The organism is Pseudomonas sp. A-R-19, assembly GCF_019956575.1.
Taxonomy (GTDB): Bacteria; Pseudomonadota; Gammaproteobacteria; order Pseudomonadales; family Pseudomonadaceae; genus Aquipseudomonas.
On the sequence record NZ_JAHBDR010000047.1, the window covers coordinates 48,729 to 67,837 of the forward strand.

The following is a 19,109-nucleotide window of genomic DNA, read 5'->3' on the forward strand; positions in this document are numbered from 1 at the left end:
TCAGGCGCCCATCGTCATCGTTGACGACCATCGCGAGCGAGCTCGCTCCTACAGGGTGATGAAGGTTGCGCTGTGCAATTCACCAATGAGAACGGATGACGTCTGGAAATAATTAGTCGCCAGGCTGGAACACCAAGCGGGCTGTGGTGCGTCAGCGTGTCGCAGCTCTCACTCTGCACTTTTATAGCGCATTAGTTCTTTTTCTCATTTGACAATCATTATCATTAAGCCTAATTTGTCGCTCGATTGTGCAGGACGGCCCCCCGGTTTATCCCCCGTCCCACTAACCTTTTGGCAGCAGGGTGATTTCCATGATGGAACCAGTGTCCACAAGCAGGTGCGATACACCGCTACTTCAGGCATTCGTCGACAATCGACTGATTCTGGTGAAGATCGCAGCCCGAATTACCGGTTGCCGTTCACGCGCCGAGGATGTTGTGCAGGACGCGTTCTTCCGGCTGCAATCGGCCCCGCCCATCACCAGCTCGATCAAGGCTCAGCTCAGCTACCTGTTCCAGATCGTGCGCAACCTGGCGATCGACCACTACCGCAAGCAGGCGCTGGAGCAGAAGTATTCCGGTCCTGAAGAAGAAGGGTTGAATGTGGTGATCCAGGGTGCGTCACCGGAAACGTCGCATATCAATTTCTCGACGCTGGAGCACATCGCCGACGCGTTGACCGAGTTACCGAGTCGCACCCGCTATGCCTTCGAGATGTATCGCCTGCACGGCGTACCGCAAAAAGACATCGCCAAGGAGCTCGGTGTATCGCCGACCCTGGTGAACTTCATGATCCGCGATGCGCTGGTGCACTGCCGCAAGGTGTCGGGCAATCGTGGAGATATGGCTGCCCGCCAGTAAGATCTGAAATCGGCGGAGCTCCCTTCGCGAGCAAGCCCGCTCCCACAAGGGAATGCATTTCAAATGTGGGAGCGGGCTTGCTCGCGAAGGCTGACTCAAGACCGCAACGAATCTTGAGCCTCAAACATCACGCCAACTCACAACGATCAAAAAACCGCTCCCGCCCCAACATCATCAAAGCCGCGCGCTTGTGCGGGAAGTCGAACTCTTTCTCGCAGTGAAAGCACTGGTTCTGCATGTACCCGATCATCTTCGCGTTATCGGCCCGAGGTTCGGCAACCACGCGCTGCGTACGCGGATCATCGAGAAACAGGTAGTGCACCAGCGCCGATAACCAGCTCGCCACCTTGTGCGGACCACGATGGTTTTCCTCGCCCACCAGCATGTGGATGCCACGGTCGTAATCGCCGGTCGCGTAGAACGGCGCGATGCGATCTTCCTTGGCCCAGTAGGCTTCGAAGTAAGCAAACGGTTGATCGTCGAAACAACCGATCAGCGTCAGGGTGTGCGGGTCGGCCTCGAGTTTGCCCAGGTACTCGCGATGCTGTTCGAGGCCGCCCTCCTCCTGCCAGAAACTGGCGACACGCGGGCTGTTCTGCCAGCAATTGAAGCGCGCCAGGTCTTGCTCGATTTCCAGCGTACGCAAAGAAACCCAGGCCCCCAGCCGCGCATCGAAGCGTCGATACACTTCACCCCGGGGCTTGACCGGTCGCAACGGATGACGCTTGCCGCCGGTGATCACCATTTGCTGCGGATAACTGCCGGTCAGGGAGTGCCCCAGCCACGGCTGCGGCAACTGCCAGAACAAAGTGCGCTCGCAGTGATACTGGCCGCTGACGGAAGTCGAGACCAGCAAGCCGCTCAACACGACTTCGGTTGGCACGTCCTGCAGCTGCCAGACCAGGCGCTGACAGTCCGGGTCGCGGGAAAACAACCAGTAACAGGCCGCCCACAACGCCTGTCCTTCAGGGCGGTTGAATCGCTCTTGCAGGTGCACGTGCAACTCGGGGCCACGAACCAGCCGCAGGGTGAGCAACGGTTGCCCCTCCAGACTGAGGCTCAGGCGGCTTTCGCTTTCATCAGCAGCAAGACGACTGCCATTGGGCAGGCACAGGGCCGTCAGGTCATTCAGATTGGACATGGGGCGGGCTCACGATAATCGTCGACAGTTCAACGAGGTGACGTGAGCCACGATGGGAAATTTAGGCAAAGTCCGTCAATTGGCGACTTGTGGCGCCGATTCGCTGTGCGGGACAGGCACCACCGCAATCTTGTACGGATCGAAAATCCTCAGCATCTGGCCGTTGTCCCGCAAGCCTTGCAACAACTTGCCGAAGGCTTCACCACTGATGGGCGCGGCCGGACGCACAATGGCGTAGTGGTGATAGATCTGATCGATGCGATCGGACACCAGTAACTCGTTGGCGACTTTCAGATTGCGCAAAAAGTAGTCGTTCAGATAAGAGCGCGTAACCAGGGCGATGTCGGCCCGCCCGCGCAACACCATCAGCAGATTACTGTCATGGGAATAGGTCAGCGTGGCGTTGTAGTTTTTCGTCAGGTACTGCGGCTCGGCGTTGAAGTTGGCGAACTCGTAGTGATAGCCGCTGAACAGTGCCAGGCGCTTGCCGCTCAAGTCGGCAAAATAGCTTTGCTGCCGGTCGGGCAAGCGTTGCGCGACAAAAATCTCGGCGTCTTCCAGCCCCATGTCGACGGCTGTATGGGGAATGTCTTCCCAACCCCAGGCAGGATTTTCGAAGATGGCCATGTCGATCCGGCCCTGCTTGAAGTCACCGAAGCGCCGGGGTATGGACGTGGGCACCAGGACAAACTGGTAGTCACTTTGCGATGCGTTCAGGGCTTCGACCAGTTGCGGCAGCAACCCGGTGTCCGCCCCGGATTCCGGGCGCACGGTGTAGGGCGGAAAGTGCGCGGCACCAATGCGCACCTGTTGCGCAGCCTGGGACGGCACCATCGCTGACACCGCAAGCATCGCCAGCAAAAGCCGCGAGGCCATCCGAATTGGCGAACCCATCAAAACAACCCCACTCCCCAGTAAAACGGCATCAATGCCTTCAAGCTAGGCGCTTTTGTCCAGTTAGCCAGTTTAATGCTGGCCAATACAAGCTTATTGCCGGTCTTCCAGCACCAGAATCAACGCTTCATCGGCCAACTGATCAAGGCTCATGCTACCGCCGGCGCGAAACCAGGTGGTGGTCCAGGACAATGCACCGGTCAGGAAGCGTCGGGTAATGAACACATCACCGCGGATAAACCCGGCGGCCTTGGCTTCGCCCAGTACTTGCAGCCAGATGTCTTCGTAGACATCGCGCAGCGCCAGGACCTTGGCCTGGCCGTCTTCGGACAGCGAGCGCCATTCGTAGACCAGCACCGCCATGGCCTCGCCGCTGCCGCCCATGATCGACTGCAATTCACAGCGGATCAGCGCCAGCACCCGCTCGCGCACATTGCCGGCCTCGGCGATGGCCGCACGCATCAACGCGGTGTTGTAGCGGATGGTTTCTTCCATCACGGCGCGCAGGATTTCGTCCTTGCTTTTGAAGTGATGGAAAATACTCCCGGACTGAATGCCCACGGCCCCGGCCAGGTCGCGCACGGTCGTGCGCTCATAGCCTTTATTGCGGAACAGGTGGGCCGCCACTTGCAGCAGCTTGCCCCGGGCGCTGTCCGGATCGGTCAATTGGCCGTCGTCCACCAATTCGCGCATGACCCTCAGGGCTTTTTGCTCGTCCACCCGTTCTCTCCTACAGTCGATCAATCAATAACGCCGATCCCCCCCGAAAACAGCGGGGTTGCGCGGGCAATTTAAGCTCATGGATGCAACCAAGCAAGCGCTTGGGCAGAAGATAACCAAGTCATTTACAAACCAAGCGCTTGCTTGGTAATGTCGATGCACTTCGGTTGGAGGTGGCTATGGAACGGACTGCGCCAAAAACAATTCGCATCGGTTGCGCCAGCGCCTTCTGGGGCGATACCTCGACCGCTGCCGCGCAACTGGTGGAACATGGGGATCTGGACTATCTGGTCTTCGATTACCTGGCCGAGATCACCCTGTCGATCATGGCCGGCGCACGGATGAAAGATCCCCAGGCCGGCTACGCGGGCGATTTCATCGAAGTGCTCGCGCCCTTGCTGCCGCAACTCGCGCAGCACAACATCCGGGTTATCAGCAATGCTGGCGGGGTCAATCCCCAAGCGTGCGCCGCCGCCCTGCAAGCGGCCTGCGACAAAGCCGGGGTGGCGCTGAAGATCGCCGTGCTGCTGGGTGATGACCTGCAACCGCAATTCAAACAGCTGGGCAACCTGGGCATTCATGAAATGTTCAGCGGCGCGCCCCTGCCAGCGATGTGCGTCTCGACCAATGCCTACCTCGGCGCACCCGGCATCGTCGAAGCCTTGCGCCTGGGGGCAGACATCGTGATCACCGGGCGCGTGGTCGACAGTGCGGTGGTCAGCGCTGCATTGGTGCATGAGTTCGGCTGGTCGTGGCACGACTACGACAAGCTCGCCCAGGCCGCGTTGGCCGGGCACATCATCGAATGCGGCGCCCAGTGCACCGGCGGCAATTTCACTGACTGGCGCGACGTCCCCGACTACGAACACATCGGCTTTCCCATCGTCGAAGTCAGCGCCGACAGCCAGTTCATCGTCAGCAAACCCGAAGGGACCGGCGGGCTGGTCACGCCGCTGACGGTGGGCGAACAGATGTTGTATGAAATCGGTGACCCGCGGGCGTACCTGCTGCCCGACGTGGTGTGCGATTTCACTCAGGTCAAACTGCTGCAGCAAGGCAAGAACGCGGTGCAGGTGCACGGCGCCAAAGGCCTGCCGCCGACCGCTCAGTACAAGGTCAGCGCCACGTACCCCGATGGTTTTCGCTGCACCGCCAGTTGCCTGATTGCCGGCATCGATGCCGTCGACAAGGCGCGGCGGGTCAGCGCTGCGATCATCAACAAGACCTCGGAAATGTTCCGCCAGCGCGGCTGGGCACCCTATAGCGACGTGAATATCGAGTTGCTGGGCAGCGAGGCCACCTACGGCCCCCACGGCCAGCGCCAGGACAGCCGCGAAGTGGTGATCAAACTCGCGGTGCGCCATCCGGACAAGCGCGCATTGATCGTGTTCTCCCGGGAAATTGCCCAGGCCGCCACCGGCATGGCACCGGGGCTGACCGGCATTGTCGGGGGCCGGCCGACGGTGTATCCACTGATCCGGCTGTTCTCGTTCCTCATCGACAAAACCGCCTGCACGCTGGACATTGATTGCATGGGCCAGCGCCACCGGTGTGCCCTGCCCGCCCTCGATGTCCTCGACCCGCTGGACCTGCCAGCCCCGCTCACTCCACCAAAACCGGCTGGCCTGGCCGACGCCAGCGTGGCCCTGGTCAAACTGGCGGTCGCCCGTTCCGGTGACAAGGGCAACCACAGCAACATCGGCGTCATGGCCCGCGCGCCCGAATTCCTGCCCTGGATCGCCGAAGCCTTGACCCCGGAAGTGATCGTCGACTGGATGGGCCACGTCCTCGATCCCATCCACGGGCGAGTCGAGCGCTGGTACTTGCCCGCCAGCCACAGCCTGAATTTCCTGCTGGAAAACGCCCTCGGCGGCGGCGGTGTCGCCAGCCTGCGAATCGATCCGCAAGGCAAAGCCTTCGCCCAGCAACTGCTGGAAATCCAGATTCCGGTGCCGCAGCGCATCGCCGACCAGTTCAACTAGAGGATTGCCGCCATGGCCTACGACTCGATTTTCAAAGCCGATTTGTTTGCCGGCCAAAACATCATCGTCACCGGTGGCGGCAGTGGCATCGGCCGCTGCACCGCCCACGAACTGGCGGCCCTCGGCGCCCATGTGCTGCTGGTCGGGCGCAAGGCCGACAAGCTCAAAACCGTTGCGGCGGAGATCGCCGACGACGGCGGCAAGGCCGATTGGGCGGTGTGCGACATCCGCGAGGAAGAAGCCGTGACGCATCTGGTCAGTGAGCTGATCCGCAAGTTTGGCCCCATTCACGGCCTGGTCAACAATGCGGGCGGGCAATACCCCTCGCCCTTGGCCTCGATCAACCAGAAGGGTTTCGAAACCGTGATGCGCACCAATCTGGTGGGCGGTTTCCTGATGGCCCGGGAAGTCTTCAACCAGTCCATGAGCAAGCACGGCGGTGCCATCGTCAACATGCTCGCCGACATGTGGGGTGGCATGCCCGGCATGGGTCACTCCGGCGCGGCACGTTCGGGCATGGACAACCTGACCAAGACTGCCGCGTACGAATGGGGTCATGCCGGAGTGCGGGTCAACGCCGTGGCGCCGGGCTGGATTGCCTCCAGCGGCATGGACACCTACGAAGGCGCCTTCAAGGCCGTGATCCCGACCCTGCGTGAACACGTGCCGCTCAAGCGCATCGGCAGCGAATCGGAAGTCAGCGCGGCGATTGTTTTCCTGCTCAGCCCGGCAGCGGCGTTCGTCAGCGGCAGCACCCTGCGCATCGACGGCGCCGCCAGCCTCGGCGGGCGCGCCTGGCCGATCCACAAGGCGACCAACAGCGAGTCGTACAACGGGTTCCATCGCGCCTACATACCCGACGTACTGAAGGACAAGGAATAATCCATGCCAGTGATTCAGTCGTTACTCGATCCCCACAGCGAGCAGTACGCCCAGAACCGCGCGGCGATGCTGAACGCCATCGAGCAAGTTCGCGCGCTCGAACAGAACTTGCTGAACAAGGCGGCCGAAGCCAAATCAAAATTCGAAAAGCGCGGTCAGTTACTGCCCCGCGAGCGTCTGAATCTACTGCTCGACCCCGGCGCGCCGTTTCTCGAGCTAGCCAGCCTGGCCGGCTACAAGCTGCACGACGACAAGGACGGCAGCTCCGCCGGTGGTGGCTTGATCGCCGGCATCGGCTACGTGTCCGGCGTGCGCGTGCTGGTGGTGGCGAACAACAGTGCCATCAAGGGCGGGACCATTTCCCCCAGCGGTTTGAAAAAATCCCTGCGCCTGCAACAGATCGCCATGGAAAACAAACTGCCGGTGATCACCCTGGCCGAAAGCGGTGGCGCCAACCTCAACTACGCGGCGGAGATTTTCGTCGAAGGCGCGCGCAGCTTTGCCAATCAGGCGCGGATGTCGGCCATGGGTTTGCCGCAAGTCACCGTGGTGCACGGCTCGGCCACGGCGGGCGGTGCCTATCAGCCGGGGCTGTCGGATTACGTGGTGGTAGTGCGTGGCAAGGCCAAACTGTTTCTCGCAGGCCCCCCACTGCTCAAGGCCGCCACCGGCGAAGTCGCCACCGATGAAGAACTGGGCGGCGCCGAGATGCACGCACAAACCGCCGGCACCGCCGAATACCTGGCTGAAAACGACGCCGACGGTGTGCGCCAGGTACGCGAGATCGTCGCTTTGCTGCCGTGGAACGAACAGCTGCCGCAACGCCCCGAACGGCGTTGGGACGAACCGCTCTACCCCATCGACGAACTGCTCGGCCTGATCCCGGATGACCCGAAAAAACCCTACGACGTGCGCGAGATCATCGCGCGGATTGCCGACGCTTCGAACTTTCTTGAATTCAAGGGCGAGTTCGATCAGCAAACCGTCTGCGGTCACCTGAAAATTCAGGGCCGCGCCTGTGGCTTCATCGGCAACAACGGCCCGATCACGCCAAAAGGCGCGAGCAAGGCCGCGCAGTTCATCCAGCTGTGCGACCAGAGCCAGACGCCGCTGCTGTTTTTCCACAACACCACCGGGTTCATGGTCGGCACCGAATCGGAACAGCAAGGTGTGATCAAACACGGCGCGAAGATGATTCAAGCGGTGGCCAACGCCCGGGTACCGAAGCTGACCATCGTCGTCGGTGGCTCCTACGGTGCTGGCAACTATGCGATGTGCGGACGTGGCCTCGACCCGCGCTTCATCTTCGCCTGGCCCAACAGCCGCACCGCCGTGATGGGCGGCGCGCAAGCGGGCAAAGTGCTGCGTATCGTCACCGAAGCCAAACAGGCCAAGGACGGCCTGGTGCCCGATCCGAAAATGCTCGACATGCTCGAACAGGTCACCGCGCAAAAACTCGACAGCCAGTCCACGGCGCTCTACGGCAGCGCCAACCTGTGGGACGACGGCTTGATCGACCCGCGCGATACAAGGACCTTGCTGGGTTACTTGCTGGACGTCTGTCACGAGGCCGAGGTGCGGCCATTGCAAGCCAACAGTTTTGGCGTAGCCCGGTTCTAGGCCGGCTCAAGGAGAACAATAAAAATGATTTTCACCCAGGAACACGAAGCACTGCGCCGCACCGTGCGTCAATTCGTCGAGCACGACATCAACCCTTACGTCGAGGAGTGGGAAAAGGCCGGACGCTTCCCCATCCACGACATCTTCCGCAAGGCCGGCGACCTCGGCTTGCTGGGCATTTCCAAGCCGGAAAAATTCGGCGGCATGGGGCTCGACTACAGCTACTCGATCGTCGCCGCCGAAGAGTTCGGCACCATCCATTGCGGCGGCATCCCGATGTCCATCGGCGTGCAGACCGACATGTGCACCCCGGCACTGGCACGCTTCGGCTCCGATGAACTGCGCGACGAATTCCTGCGCCCGGCCATCAGTGGCGATCAGGTCGGCTGCATCGGCGTCTCCGAAGTCGGCGCCGGCTCCGACGTCGCCGGGCTGAAAACCACCGCACGCAAAGACGGCGACGACTACGTGATCAACGGCAGCAAGATGTGGATCACCAACTCGCCGAGCGCCGACTTCATCTGCCTGCTGGCCAACACCTCGGACGACAAACCGCACATCAACAAGTCGCTGATCATGGTGCCGATGAAGACTCCGGGCATTAGCCTGAGCTCGCACCTGGACAAGCTCGGCATGCGCAGTTCGGAAACCGCCCAGGTGTTTTTCGACAATGTGCGCGTGCCGCAGCGCAACCGCATCGGCCATGAAGGCGCGGGGTTCATGATGCAGATGTTGCAGTTCCAGGAGGAACGCCTGTTCGGCGCGGCCAACATGATCAAGGGCCTGGAGTATTGCGTCGACAGCACCATCGAATACTGCAAGGAGCGCAAGACCTTCGGTAACGCGCTGATCGACAATCAGGTGATCCACTTCCGCCTGGCTGAACTGCAGACCGAAATCGAATGCCTGCGGGCGCTGGTCTATCAGGCCACCGAGCAATACATCAAGGGCCAGGACGTCACGCGCCTGGCGTCGATGGCCAAGCTCAAGGCCGGGCGCCTGGGCCGCGAAGTCAGCGACAGTTGCCTGCAGTATTGGGGCGGCATGGGCTTCATGTGGGACAACCCGGTGGCCCGTGCCTACCGTGACGTACGGCTGGTGTCGATTGGCGGCGGCGCCGACGAAATCATGCTGGGAATCATCTGCAAACTGATGGGCATTTTGCCGGGGAAAAAGAAATGAGCAGCCTGCCGGTTTGCCAGACCTTGTTGCTGGAACTGCACAACGGCGTGTTGCACATCACCCTCAACCGTCCGGAATGCCGCAATGCGATGAGCTTGCAGATGGTCGCCGAACTGCGCTCGGTGCTGGCCGCGGTACGCGATAGACCAGGGGTTCGCGCCCTGGTGATCGGCGGCGTCGGTGGGCACTTCTGTGCCGGCGGTGACATCAAGGATATGGCCAGTGCCCGTGCTCAGGGCGCGAGCGCACACCGCGACACGAATCGAGTGTTCGGTGCGCTCCTGCAAGAGGTGCAACAGGCGCCACAAGTGGTAATTACCGTACTGCAAGGTGCAGTGCTCGGCGGCGGTTTCGGCCTGGCCTGTGTCAGCGATATCGCCCTGGCCGATCACCAGGCGCAATTCGGCCTGCCGGAAACCAGCCTCGGCCTGTTGCCGGCACAGATCGTACCGTTCGTGGTGCAACGCATCGGCCTGACCCAGACCCGGCGCCTGGCCCTGACGGCAGCGCGTTTTGATGGTACCCAGGCGCGCCGCATGGGGCTGGTGCATTTTGTCGAGCATGATCCACAGGCCCTGGCCGAGCGTCTCGATGAGGTCTTGGCCCATGTGTTGTGTTGTGCACCCGAGGCGAATGCGATGACCAAGAAACTCTTGCTGGCCAGTGCCGGACAACCGCCGGATGAGTTGCTTGATCAAGCGGCGCAATGGTTCAGCGAAGCGGTGACTGGAGCCGAAGGCATCGAGGGAACGATGGCCTTCGTGCAAAAACGCAAACCGGGGTGGGCCCCCTGAAAAGCTTCGCGAGCAAGCCCGCTCCCACATTTGAAATGCATTCCCCTGTGGGAGCGGGCTTGCTCGCGAAGAGGCCCGAACAGACATCGCAAAACCAAGGGAACAACCCATGCCCGGACTCAAAAAAATCCTCATCGCCAACCGCGGTGAAATCGCCTGCCGCATCCAGCGCACGGCCCAGGCACTGGGCTATCGCACCGTCGCCGTGTTCAGCGATGCCGACGCCGATGCCCTGCACGTGCGGATGGCCGACGAAGCCGTCAACATCGGCCCGGCCGCGGTGCAACAGTCTTATCTGAACATCCTGGCCATCCTCGACGCCGCCCGGCGCACCGGCGCGGATGCCATCCACCCGGGCTACGGCTTCCTCTCGGAAAACGCCGGGTTTGCCATCGCCTGCCGGGACGCCGGCATCACCTTCATCGGCCCCAGCCCCGAGGCCATCGAACTGATGGGCAGCAAGCGCCTGTCGAAGATCGCCATGCTCGAAGCCGGTGTGCCCTGCATCAACGGTTATCAAGGCGCCAAGCAGGACGACGCGACCCTGAGCCGCGAAGCCGAGCGCATCGGCTATCCGTTGATGATCAAGGCCAGCGCTGGCGGCGGTGGACGCGGCATGCGCCTGGTACACGACGCCGGCGACTTGCTGGAACAGATTCGCACCGCGCGCTCCGAAGCCTTGAACGGTTTTGGCAGCGGCGAACTGATTCTTGAACAGGCACTGATCGAACCCCGTCACGTCGAGATCCAACTGTTCGGTGACCGGCATGGCAACCTGATTTACCTCGGCGAGCGCGATTGCTCGGTGCAGCGCCGACATCAGAAAGTCATCGAAGAGGCCCCCTGCCCGGTGATGACGCCTGAACTGCGCCAAGCCATGGGCGAAGCGGCGCTCAAGGCCGGGCGGGCGGTGCAGTACATCGGCGCGGGCACCGTGGAGTTTTTGCTGGATGCCCGGGGCCAGTTTTACTTCCTGGAGATGAACACCCGCCTGCAAGTGGAACACCCGGTGACCGAATTGATCACCGGGCTGGACCTGGTGGCCTGGCAGTTGAACATCGCCGAAGGGCAGCCGCTGCCATTGCGCCAGGAACAGGTGCAACTGCACGGGCACGCCATGGAAGTGCGCCTGTATGCCGAAGATCCGGCTCAGGGTTTCCTGCCGCAAACCGGGCGCGTCATGGCCTGGGAACCGGCATTGCAGGACGGCATTCGAATCGACCATGGCTTGATCGAAGGCCAGGTCATCAGTCCCTTCTACGACCCGATGCTCGGCAAGCTCATCGCCCACGGCGCCACCCGCGAGGAAGCCCGACGCAAACTGCTGCGGGCGGTTCAAGACAGCGTGCTGTTGGGCGTGCAAAGCAATCAGCGCTTGCTCGCCAGCCTGCTGGAGCACCCGCAGTTCGCCTGCGGTGAATTCAGTACCGGGTTCATCGCACAGCATTTTTCCGGGCATGCCTGCCTGCACCCCCACGCCCCCGCTGCGCACCACCTGGCCATTGCCGCCGCCCTCTTCTATCAGGCTTCAGCGCAGGCCCATCCGGCCCCGCTTTGCGGTTGGCGCAACAACGCCAGCGTGCCGCTGCACTATCGCATCGGCCTTGAGGATCAGGACTGGATGGTGACGTTGCAGGCAATCCCGGGCGAGCCGTTGCGCATTCAGGTCGCCGGGCACAACCTCGAACTGAAGGGCCTTCACAGCGACGGGCGCAGGGTTTCCCTCGAAATCGATGGTATCCGCCAGCGCCACGCCTATCGCCTGGAGGCCGGGCAACTCTGGCTGTTTACCCGTCCGGGCAGCTTGCAGTTTGCGGATCGCACTCAGGCGCAGGTTTCCAGCCAGGCCAGTGTCAGCTCCGGCACCCTCAAGGCACCGATGGACGGGGCGATTGTCGACGTCCTGGTCAATGAAGGCAGCCCCGTGAGCAAGGGCCAGTTGCTGGTAGTACTGGAGGCGATGAAAATGGAGCACCCGTTGAAATCGGGCATCGACGGTGTGCTCAAACGCCTGCAAGTCAAAGTCGGGGATCAGGTAAAAAACCGGCAGATTCTGTTGGAGGTCGAATAAGCCGCTAGGCGGAACCTCCGGGTTTGGCTACGCTCAAACCCTACAGGACGCGGATACCAGGAAACCTGCAATGCCTCATTGGCTGGTCATTGATCTGGAGGCCACCACCGATGAAGGGGGATGGCCCGTAACGGATATGGAAATCATTGAAATCGGCGCCACCCTGGTGGATCGCAAGGGACGCGAACTGGACCAGTTCCAGCGCTTCGTCCGCCCGTTGCGGCGGCCGTTGCTGACGTCGTTTTGCCGCGAGCTGACACACATCACCCAAGCCAACATCGATGCCGCGCAACCGCTGGGCGAAGTCTGGCCGGCGTTTGAACGCTGGCTCGGCCAACACCACACGCGACTTGAAGGCTGGGCCAGCTGGGGCGATTACGATCGTAAACAACTGCTTCAGGAATGGCAGCGCCTGGGACTCGCCAGCGTGCTGGCCACCGTGCCGCACATGAACCTCAAACAGCGCTTTGCCAAGGCCCGACGCCTGGAACGCCCGCTGGGGCTCAACGGCGCCCTGCAACTGGCCGGCCTGCAGTTCACGGGCCAGCAACACCGGGCACTGGAAGATGCGCGCAATACCGCACGCCTGCTGCCGCTGGTTCTTCCGCTTTAGACAGGTGACGACACCAAGGGCCTTGTGCATACTGGCCGGCCCTTTTTAGCCCTTTTCGAGGAATCGCCCATGTTTAAAGTCAACGAGTACTTCGACGGCACCGTCAAGTCGATCGCCTTTGGCACCGCAGAAGGTCCAGCGACCATCGGCGTCATGGCTCCGGGCGAATACGAATTCGGCACCAGCCAGCGTGAAATCATGCACGTGGTCAGCGGCGCATTGACCGTCAAACTGCCAGACAGCAGCGACTGGGAAACCTTCGCCGCCGGCAGCCAGTTCAACGTGCCGGCCAACAGCAAGTTCCAACTGAAAGTCGCCGTCGACACTGCCTACCTGTGCGAATACCGCGGCTAAACCTGCGCGGCCTCTTCCAAAAAAAGTCGCCGCAATAAAAATGCCCGTGTTGTCAGACACGGGCATTTTTTATTCTGCGCAAAATTACTCGAGGATCTCCACCGGCATACCGACTTCGAGTCGACCGTTGCCGTCATTGACCAGGTTCTGGCCGAACATGGCGCCGTCGGCCTGGGCGCGGTACTTCTGCAAGGTGGCCAAGGGTTCGCGATCGTCGCTACGCTCCCCGGTTTGCGGGTCGATGGTGGTCAGGATGCAACGTGAACACGACTTGACCACGCGGAACTCGACCTCGCCGATGCGGATGCGCTTCCAGCCGTCTTCGGCGAAGGCTTCGCTGCCTTCGATCACCAGGTTCGGCCGGAAACGCAGCATCTCCAACGGGCGTCCAACCCGTTGCGACAGGTCTTCGAGGGAGGCCTGGCCAATCAGCAACAGCGGATAGCCATCGGCGAACGCCACCTGATCGTCATCCTTGCCGTACCCGGCCTCGGTCATCCGCGCCCGATCAAGCGGCACTTGCACCAGACGTGTCGGCTTGCCAATGAACTGGCTGACCCAGGCCCCTGCTTCATCGCCTGCATCGGGGACTCGCAAGGTATCGCGCCAGATGGTCACGCCACGCAACTCTGCATCGTTACCAGGCAAGGCAATGTCGATCGGCGAATGGCCGGGCGCGTTGAGGGTCAAGCCACCTTCGGCATTCCACAACGCTGACAACTGGCTCATCTGCGCCACCGCACGCTGGGTCAGGAAACGACCGCTGGCCTCATCCACCAGCATCCAGCGGCGATCACCGTCCAGCCCGAGTTTATCGAGACCGATCTGTTGCAGCGTCTCGCCTCTGGCGGACTTCAACGGATAACGATACAGCGCGCTCAGACGCAACATGGCCAGCTCCCTGGTAGGTAAAAACGCCACCCTATACGAGCTTGAAGGCCGAATCAAAGTCTGACGATCCAAGGGAGCGGGCTTCGAGAACCTGGCCAACAGATACACCGCCTTCGCGAGCAAGCCCGCTCCCACAGTGGAGGCGGGTTGACCGGCAAATCCGGGGGCATAGCTGATCTAATGTGGGAGCGGGCTTGCTCGCGAAGGCGGTCTATCGGTTTACATCGACGGCGACTGACACGATCGAACCATCACACCCCACTCCCACAGTTGTGCGGACCCGCTCAGGCCGGTACTTCGTCCAGCATCAGGCGCTGGCGCACCACGTCGACGAGTTTGTCCGGCTGGAATTTGGAGAGGAAATTGTCGCAGCCGACCTTTTTCACCATCGAGTCGTTGAAGCTGCCGGACAACGAGGTGTGCAGCACCACGTACAAGCCACGCAGGCGCGGGTCATTGCGAATTTCGGTGGTCAGGCGATAGCCATCCATTTCCGGCATTTCCGCATCGGTGAAGACCATCAGCAATTTTTCGGTCATGTCCACGCCAGTGTCGGCCCAGCCCTTGAGCATGTTCAAGGCCTTCAACCCGTCGCTGGCGATGTGCATCTTCACGCCCAACTGTCCCAGGGTATCGCGCAACTGCGCCAGGGCCACGTTCGAGTCATCCACCAGCAGCACTTCACGGCCACGGGCACGTTCCAGCACCGGATCTTCGAGCTTTTCGCGAGAGACTTTGGCGTTGTACGGGACGATTTCGGCCAGGACCTTTTCGACGTCGATGATTTCCACCAGTTGATCATCGACTTTACTGATGGCCGTCAGGTAATGCTGGCGGCCGGCACTGGTCGGTGGCGGCAGGATGGCTTCCCAGTTCATGTTGACGATCCGGTCCACGCCACCGACCAGGAAGGCCTGAACCGAACGGTTGTACTCTGTGACGATAATCGTGCTGCCAGGCCCCGGCACCAGCGGGCGCATGCCAATGGCCTGGGACAGGTCGATCACCGGCAAGGTCTGGCCACGCAGGTTGACCACGCCGCACACAAAAGGATGGCGCTGCGGCATCAGCGTCAACTTTGGCAGTTGCAAGACTTCCTGCACTTTAAAGACGTTGATCGCGAACAATTGCCGTCCGGCGAGCCGGAACATGAGAATTTCCAGGCGATTCTCACCCACCAGTTGCGTGCGTTGGTCTACTGTGTCGAGAATGCCGGCCATCAATGACTCCTGGTCTTGTTCGGATGAATTCACTTAAAGAAGGTTATCGGCTGTTTTGGCCGAAGCTTGACCCCCTCTAAAATGCCACGCCAAGGCATTGATGTCATATTAACATCATGCTTTACTGGCGCTGTGATTCCATCTGCCGTACTTCTGCGCCACGCGACCACAGTTCACGTGATAGGTTCCGCTGCGTAAGGGATTCCCCTATCAACAATCAGGTGCAACCTGATATTCGCAATATCCAATAGCCATTAATGTGACGCCATTCTCATTGCATGAACGGAGTCAGGCTTTTGTGTGCGATCGCAAGTAAGTGGCCAACCACCCTCTCGTGTTCCCCAGCCTGCCTGCGGGCCAGCCGAAGCTCGTTGACCCGACGACTCGGCAATGCCGGGGTCCCGACCGCCCTCGTCGACACACACGACATCCCCTCATTTGACATGACGTTGTGGAGATAAGTATGCCGAACGACCATAAAGAGTGGGCCCGACGGCTCCCGGAGTTCCTCCTCGAGGCTGAAACACTCCTGGCTAAAACCGAGGAATGCCTGAATCATCTGCAACTGATCAGCAATGACAAGGATGCCATCGACTGCTTGCTCAGCACACTGCTCAAACTGGCCAACAAAGCTGACGCCCTGGCCTTGGCGGCCGTGTCTGAATTCTCCCTGCATATATATGGCCTGCTGAACCACGCACAGAACACCATGAGCCTGCACGACGAGGCGCTGAACGCCCTGAAAGACTGCCTGACCCTGATTGCCTGGCAACTCGAACTCATCGACCAGACCACCGGGCAACTCAGTCTCGACGACAGCGAGCAGGTCACCCTCATCGAAGCCTTTGCCTTTCAGGTCGGGCAAAGCCGATTTCAACCGCCGGTCAATTCCAGACCGTTCACCCTCGTGTCCTATTCGAAACGGCAGGCCTGAACTTACTCAACTAAGCCGTGTGGCGTGATTGGGTTATCTGTACCGCGCTGTAACTTGAGTGCGCACATGTCGCAAATGAATATTTCATATCTATAAGCGACATCTTTCAACAACCACTTTTGCCCATCGGCAATTGCACGCCTGCCCTGACCAGGGCATTGCCTGGTATCAACAACACCCCCAGGGATAATCGGCATTTTCGCCGGCAACACCAACTTGCCCCATTATGGAACCCTCGTCCAAACGACTGGATTCCTGACCTTTCAGACATATATACAAACGCGACCAACGGTATCTTAAGTGCTACTATGCCGCCTGTTAGTTGGCGCCAATTAATGGCAGTGTGGTTGCAGCCGGACACAGCTCGCTCCAGTCCGGAGCTGAACTCTCCAACAAAAAAGTACACCCCGTTGAAGTCGACGCTCCACATTAAAAAACAGGGGCCTGTCAGCCTGCATGACCGGTCAGCCCGCAGCGAACATCCATTGGCTCCATCCGCTATGCACGCCAGCCTCAAGTCAATTGCCAAGTGGCCACCCTCCCGAGAAAATGCGCGCACGTTCACGCTGTTGCTATGCGCCTGCTCGACGCTCGGCAGTTTACTGGCCTATGGCTTGTCCATCCCGTTGCCCCTGTCATTGCTGGCGCTTGACGTTGCGGCGCTGACCAGTGTTGCCGTGCAGTACTACCTCTCGCGCAAATCCATCAAATTCCAGCCCCAGGAACTGGCCGACCGGCTGCTGCAGGTTCAGGAAAACGAGCGTCACCGGTTGAGCCGGGAACTGCACGACGACATCGGTCAATTGCTGACCGCCGCCAAACTGCAAAGCGACTGGCTCAAACGCCGGATGCCCGAAGAACTCCAGGGGCAATGCTCGGTCCTCTGCGACACGCTGGAGGAAACCCTGGCGAAAGTTCGCGACGTATCCGCCATTCTCAATCCCCGGCAGTTGGCCAGCCTCGGGCTGGAGGCCAGTCTGCGCGCGCACCTGCTCAAGACCCTGGCCAACACCCCGGTGCACTGGAGCCTGGAATGCCAGCAGCGCCTGACCGGCATACCGGAGGAAATGGCGGTGGCAGCGTTCCGCATCACCCAGGAAGCAGTCACCAACATCTTGCGACATGCCCAGGCCAAGAACCTGCTGGTCTGCCTGCAGCGTCTGCCACAAGGCCTGAAGCTGCAGATCAGCGACGACGGCCAGGGATTCGCACCCGCAACCGACCCCGGTCGCGAAGGACAACGCGGTATGGCCGGGATGTCGGAACGGATCGATCAACTGGGCGGCACACTGAGCGTCACCAGCGAGCCGGGCAAAGGCACTCAAATCGAAGCTCTATTTCCCTGGGCGCCCCGTGCGCTCGAACGGGCCAGTTCGAATAAGGTTATGCATTGACTTGTAATTTACTACTAGTGGATGACCACTCGCTGATCAGGGCTGGCGTGCGCGCCCTGGTAATGGACCTGCCCGGCTATGCCGTCATCGGCGAGGCCAATGACGGCTCGCAGTTGCTCGAAATGGTCGAGCATCTGTCCCCGGATATTGTTCTGCTGGATATTTCGATGCGCCAGACCGGCGGCCTCGAGGCCTTGCAGCAGCTCAAGCGGGTGCGCCCGCAGAGCAAGGTCCTGATCCTGTCGATGCATACCGATCCGGCCCTCATCATGCAGGCGCTGGAATCCGGGGCCCATGGCTACCTGCTCAAGGACACCACGGCAACCGAACTCGAGCAGGCGCTGGAGGCCTTGCGCAACAACGAGCGCTACCTGAGCCCGGCCATTGCCCACACGGTGATCAATCAGGCGCTGACTCGAAACCAGAAACACCAACCCGAACCTGCCGACTCGCACAACCTGACGGCGCGCCAGCTGGAAATCCTGCGGTTGATCGTTCGCGGAAAATCTACCCGAGAGATCGCCAACGGCCTTGGACTGAGCGTCAAGACCGTCGAAACCCACCGCTCGCAGATCATGAAGCGCCTGCAGATTTACGATGTGGCCGGCCTGGTGCTGTTTGCCGTACGCGAACAAATCATCAGCCTTGACGACTAGGCATTTCACTGGCCCGTAACAGCGGCGAATCCTCGGGCAGATGCACGAGTAACGCCGCAGGGCGAACCGAGAAGCGCAGGTTGTCGCCTTTCAGCGGTTCACCGTCAAGGTTGATGTAAAGCCCTTCCGAGACCCTGATCTCGACCCAGGGCAGGCGTGCACGGACAAACATATTTTCGATACCAAAGCCTTCGGTGAGCAGGTTTTTCAATGTACCGACCACCTCCTGCGGTGCCGGCAAGATACTGATATCCAGCAAACCATCATCTACCAGCGCCTGCGGGCACAACACCCGCCCGCCACCCGCCTGCCGGCCATTACCGATGCCCAGCGCCAGCAGATCGCCGCTCCAGTGAAATTCCGGTCCGTGTAATTCACCATAGGCGGTATGCAGCTCGTTGAAGCGCGACAAACCGGTGAACAGATAGGCCGCACCGCCGAGGATTTTCTTCAGATCCTCCGGGGTGTTCGCCGTGACATGACTGCCAAACCCACCGGTCGCCATGTTCAGGAATATCTGCCCATCAACCTCCCCCAGATCAATGGCAGTCGGCGCGGTATCCAGCAGCTCCAGCGCCTGACCGGGCTCCAGGGGGACGCCTGCCGCACGGGCAAAATCGTTGGCGGTTCCCAGCGGCATCAACACCAGGCTGGCCTTTTTCGAATGCTCCGCCATGGCTTCGGCGATATCGCGCAAGGTGCCATCGCCGCCACCGGCAATGATGTGTCGATAACCAGCCGCCAACGCCTCGCCCACCAACCTCTGCGCATCGCCGGCTTCCCAGGTCAATCGAACCGCCAGCTCCCAACCTCGCTCACGCCGGCTTTCGACGGCGGCGCGAACCGCCTCGTTGAGCGCCTGCTTGCCATGCAGAATCAATAGCGCCTTGCGATCGCTCAT

At 60.8% G+C, this 19,109-nt stretch carries 18 protein-coding genes; 12 read left to right on the forward strand and 6 right to left on the reverse strand.

The window, feature by feature from the left end:
• Positions 1–311 precede the first annotated feature (311 nt).
• Positions 312–860 carry an RNA polymerase factor sigma-70 gene (locus KGA88_RS11240; protein WP_095946262.1) on the forward strand — a complete coding sequence of 183 codons (549 nt, stop codon included), beginning with the start codon at positions 312–314 and terminating at the stop codon, positions 858–860.
• Between the two features lie 127 nt (positions 861–987).
• Here KGA88_RS11240 and KGA88_RS11245 read toward each other — a convergent pair whose 3' ends face one another.
• The 3 genes from KGA88_RS11245 to KGA88_RS11255 form a co-directional block, all read right to left on the reverse strand.
• On the reverse strand, positions 988–2,001 hold the full coding sequence (locus tag KGA88_RS11245; RefSeq protein WP_223590999.1) for a GNAT family N-acetyltransferase: 1,014 nt from the start codon (positions 1,999–2,001) through the stop codon (positions 988–990).
• A 75-nt stretch (positions 2,002–2,076) separates the two neighbouring features.
• The gene (locus KGA88_RS11250) at positions 2,077–2,895 is read right to left on the reverse strand and encodes a substrate-binding periplasmic protein (RefSeq protein WP_110657469.1); all 819 of its coding nucleotides are present in this window, start codon (positions 2,893–2,895) and stop codon (positions 2,077–2,079) included.
• Between the two features lie 93 nt (positions 2,896–2,988).
• Positions 2,989–3,615, reverse strand: coding sequence for a TetR/AcrR family transcriptional regulator (locus tag KGA88_RS11255; RefSeq protein ID WP_110657467.1), 627 nt, complete (start codon positions 3,613–3,615; stop codon positions 2,989–2,991).
• A 179-nt stretch (positions 3,616–3,794) separates the two neighbouring features.
• Between KGA88_RS11255 and KGA88_RS11260 the strand changes: the two genes are divergently transcribed.
• From KGA88_RS11260 to KGA88_RS11295, 8 genes are all read left to right on the forward strand, one after another.
• Positions 3,795–5,597 (forward strand): acyclic terpene utilization AtuA family protein, encoded by a 1,803-nt coding sequence (locus KGA88_RS11260; protein WP_223591001.1) that lies wholly within the window; start codon positions 3,795–3,797, stop codon positions 5,595–5,597.
• Between the two features lie 12 nt (positions 5,598–5,609).
• The gene (locus KGA88_RS11265) at positions 5,610–6,479 is read left to right on the forward strand and encodes an SDR family oxidoreductase (protein WP_110657463.1); all 870 of its coding nucleotides are present in this window, start codon (positions 5,610–5,612) and stop codon (positions 6,477–6,479) included.
• A 3-nt stretch (positions 6,480–6,482) separates the two neighbouring features.
• Positions 6,483–8,099 carry a geranyl-CoA carboxylase subunit beta gene (gene atuC / locus KGA88_RS11270; protein ID WP_223591013.1) on the forward strand — a complete coding sequence of 539 codons (1,617 nt, stop codon included), beginning with the start codon at positions 6,483–6,485 and terminating at the stop codon, positions 8,097–8,099.
• Positions 8,100–8,123: 24 nt separating this feature from the next.
• Positions 8,124–9,281, forward strand: coding sequence for a citronellyl-CoA dehydrogenase (atuD, locus tag KGA88_RS11275; protein ID WP_110657459.1), 1,158 nt, complete (start codon positions 8,124–8,126; stop codon positions 9,279–9,281).
• Positions 9,278–10,075, forward strand: a complete 798-nt coding sequence (locus KGA88_RS11280) for an enoyl-CoA hydratase/isomerase family protein (RefSeq protein WP_110657457.1) — start codon at positions 9,278–9,280, stop codon at positions 10,073–10,075. The genes atuD and KGA88_RS11280 overlap by 4 nt, the downstream gene beginning before the upstream one ends.
• Positions 10,076–10,184: 109 nt before the next feature.
• A complete protein-coding gene (locus KGA88_RS11285) occupies positions 10,185–12,146 on the forward strand; it encodes an acetyl/propionyl/methylcrotonyl-CoA carboxylase subunit alpha (protein WP_110657455.1) in 1,962 nt (653 codons plus the stop codon).
• A 70-nt stretch (positions 12,147–12,216) separates the two neighbouring features.
• Positions 12,217–12,759 (forward strand): exonuclease domain-containing protein, encoded by a 543-nt coding sequence (locus KGA88_RS11290; RefSeq protein ID WP_223591015.1) that lies wholly within the window; start codon positions 12,217–12,219, stop codon positions 12,757–12,759.
• A 69-nt stretch (positions 12,760–12,828) separates the two neighbouring features.
• Complete coding sequence (locus tag KGA88_RS11295) at positions 12,829–13,113, forward strand: pyrimidine/purine nucleoside phosphorylase (RefSeq protein ID WP_007940055.1); 285 nt, start codon at positions 12,829–12,831, stop codon at positions 13,111–13,113.
• A gap of 84 nt (positions 13,114–13,197) precedes the next feature.
• Here the strand turns inward: KGA88_RS11295 and KGA88_RS11300 are convergent, their stop codons facing one another.
• Entirely contained in the window at positions 13,198–14,004 is an 807-nt protein-coding gene (locus KGA88_RS11300; RefSeq protein ID WP_110657451.1) for an MOSC domain-containing protein, read from the reverse strand.
• A gap of 284 nt (positions 14,005–14,288) precedes the next feature.
• Positions 14,289–15,224: a chemotaxis protein CheV gene (locus KGA88_RS11305; protein ID WP_110657449.1), complete on the reverse strand. Its 936-nt coding sequence runs from the start codon at positions 15,222–15,224 to the stop codon at positions 14,289–14,291.
• A gap of 463 nt (positions 15,225–15,687) precedes the next feature.
• Between KGA88_RS11305 and KGA88_RS11310 the strand changes: the two genes are divergently transcribed.
• The 3 genes from KGA88_RS11310 to KGA88_RS11320 all read left to right on the forward strand — a co-directional run bounded on the left by KGA88_RS11310 (position 15,688) and on the right by KGA88_RS11320 (position 18,208).
• Positions 15,688–16,158 carry a hypothetical protein gene (locus KGA88_RS11310; protein WP_110657447.1) on the forward strand — a complete coding sequence of 157 codons (471 nt, stop codon included), beginning with the start codon at positions 15,688–15,690 and terminating at the stop codon, positions 16,156–16,158.
• A 500-nt stretch (positions 16,159–16,658) separates the two neighbouring features.
• Positions 16,659–17,552: a sensor histidine kinase gene (locus tag KGA88_RS11315; protein WP_110657445.1), complete on the forward strand. Its 894-nt coding sequence runs from the start codon at positions 16,659–16,661 to the stop codon at positions 17,550–17,552.
• On the forward strand, positions 17,549–18,208 hold the full coding sequence (locus tag KGA88_RS11320) for a response regulator transcription factor (protein WP_110657443.1): 660 nt from the start codon (positions 17,549–17,551) through the stop codon (positions 18,206–18,208). The genes KGA88_RS11315 and KGA88_RS11320 overlap by 4 nt, the downstream gene beginning before the upstream one ends.
• On the opposite strand, the gene yegS is transcribed toward KGA88_RS11320, so the two are convergent.
• Positions 18,192–19,109, reverse strand: a complete 918-nt coding sequence (gene yegS, locus KGA88_RS11325) for a lipid kinase YegS (RefSeq protein WP_223591027.1) — start codon at positions 19,107–19,109, stop codon at positions 18,192–18,194. The two genes, KGA88_RS11320 and yegS, sit on opposite strands and share 17 nt — an antisense overlap.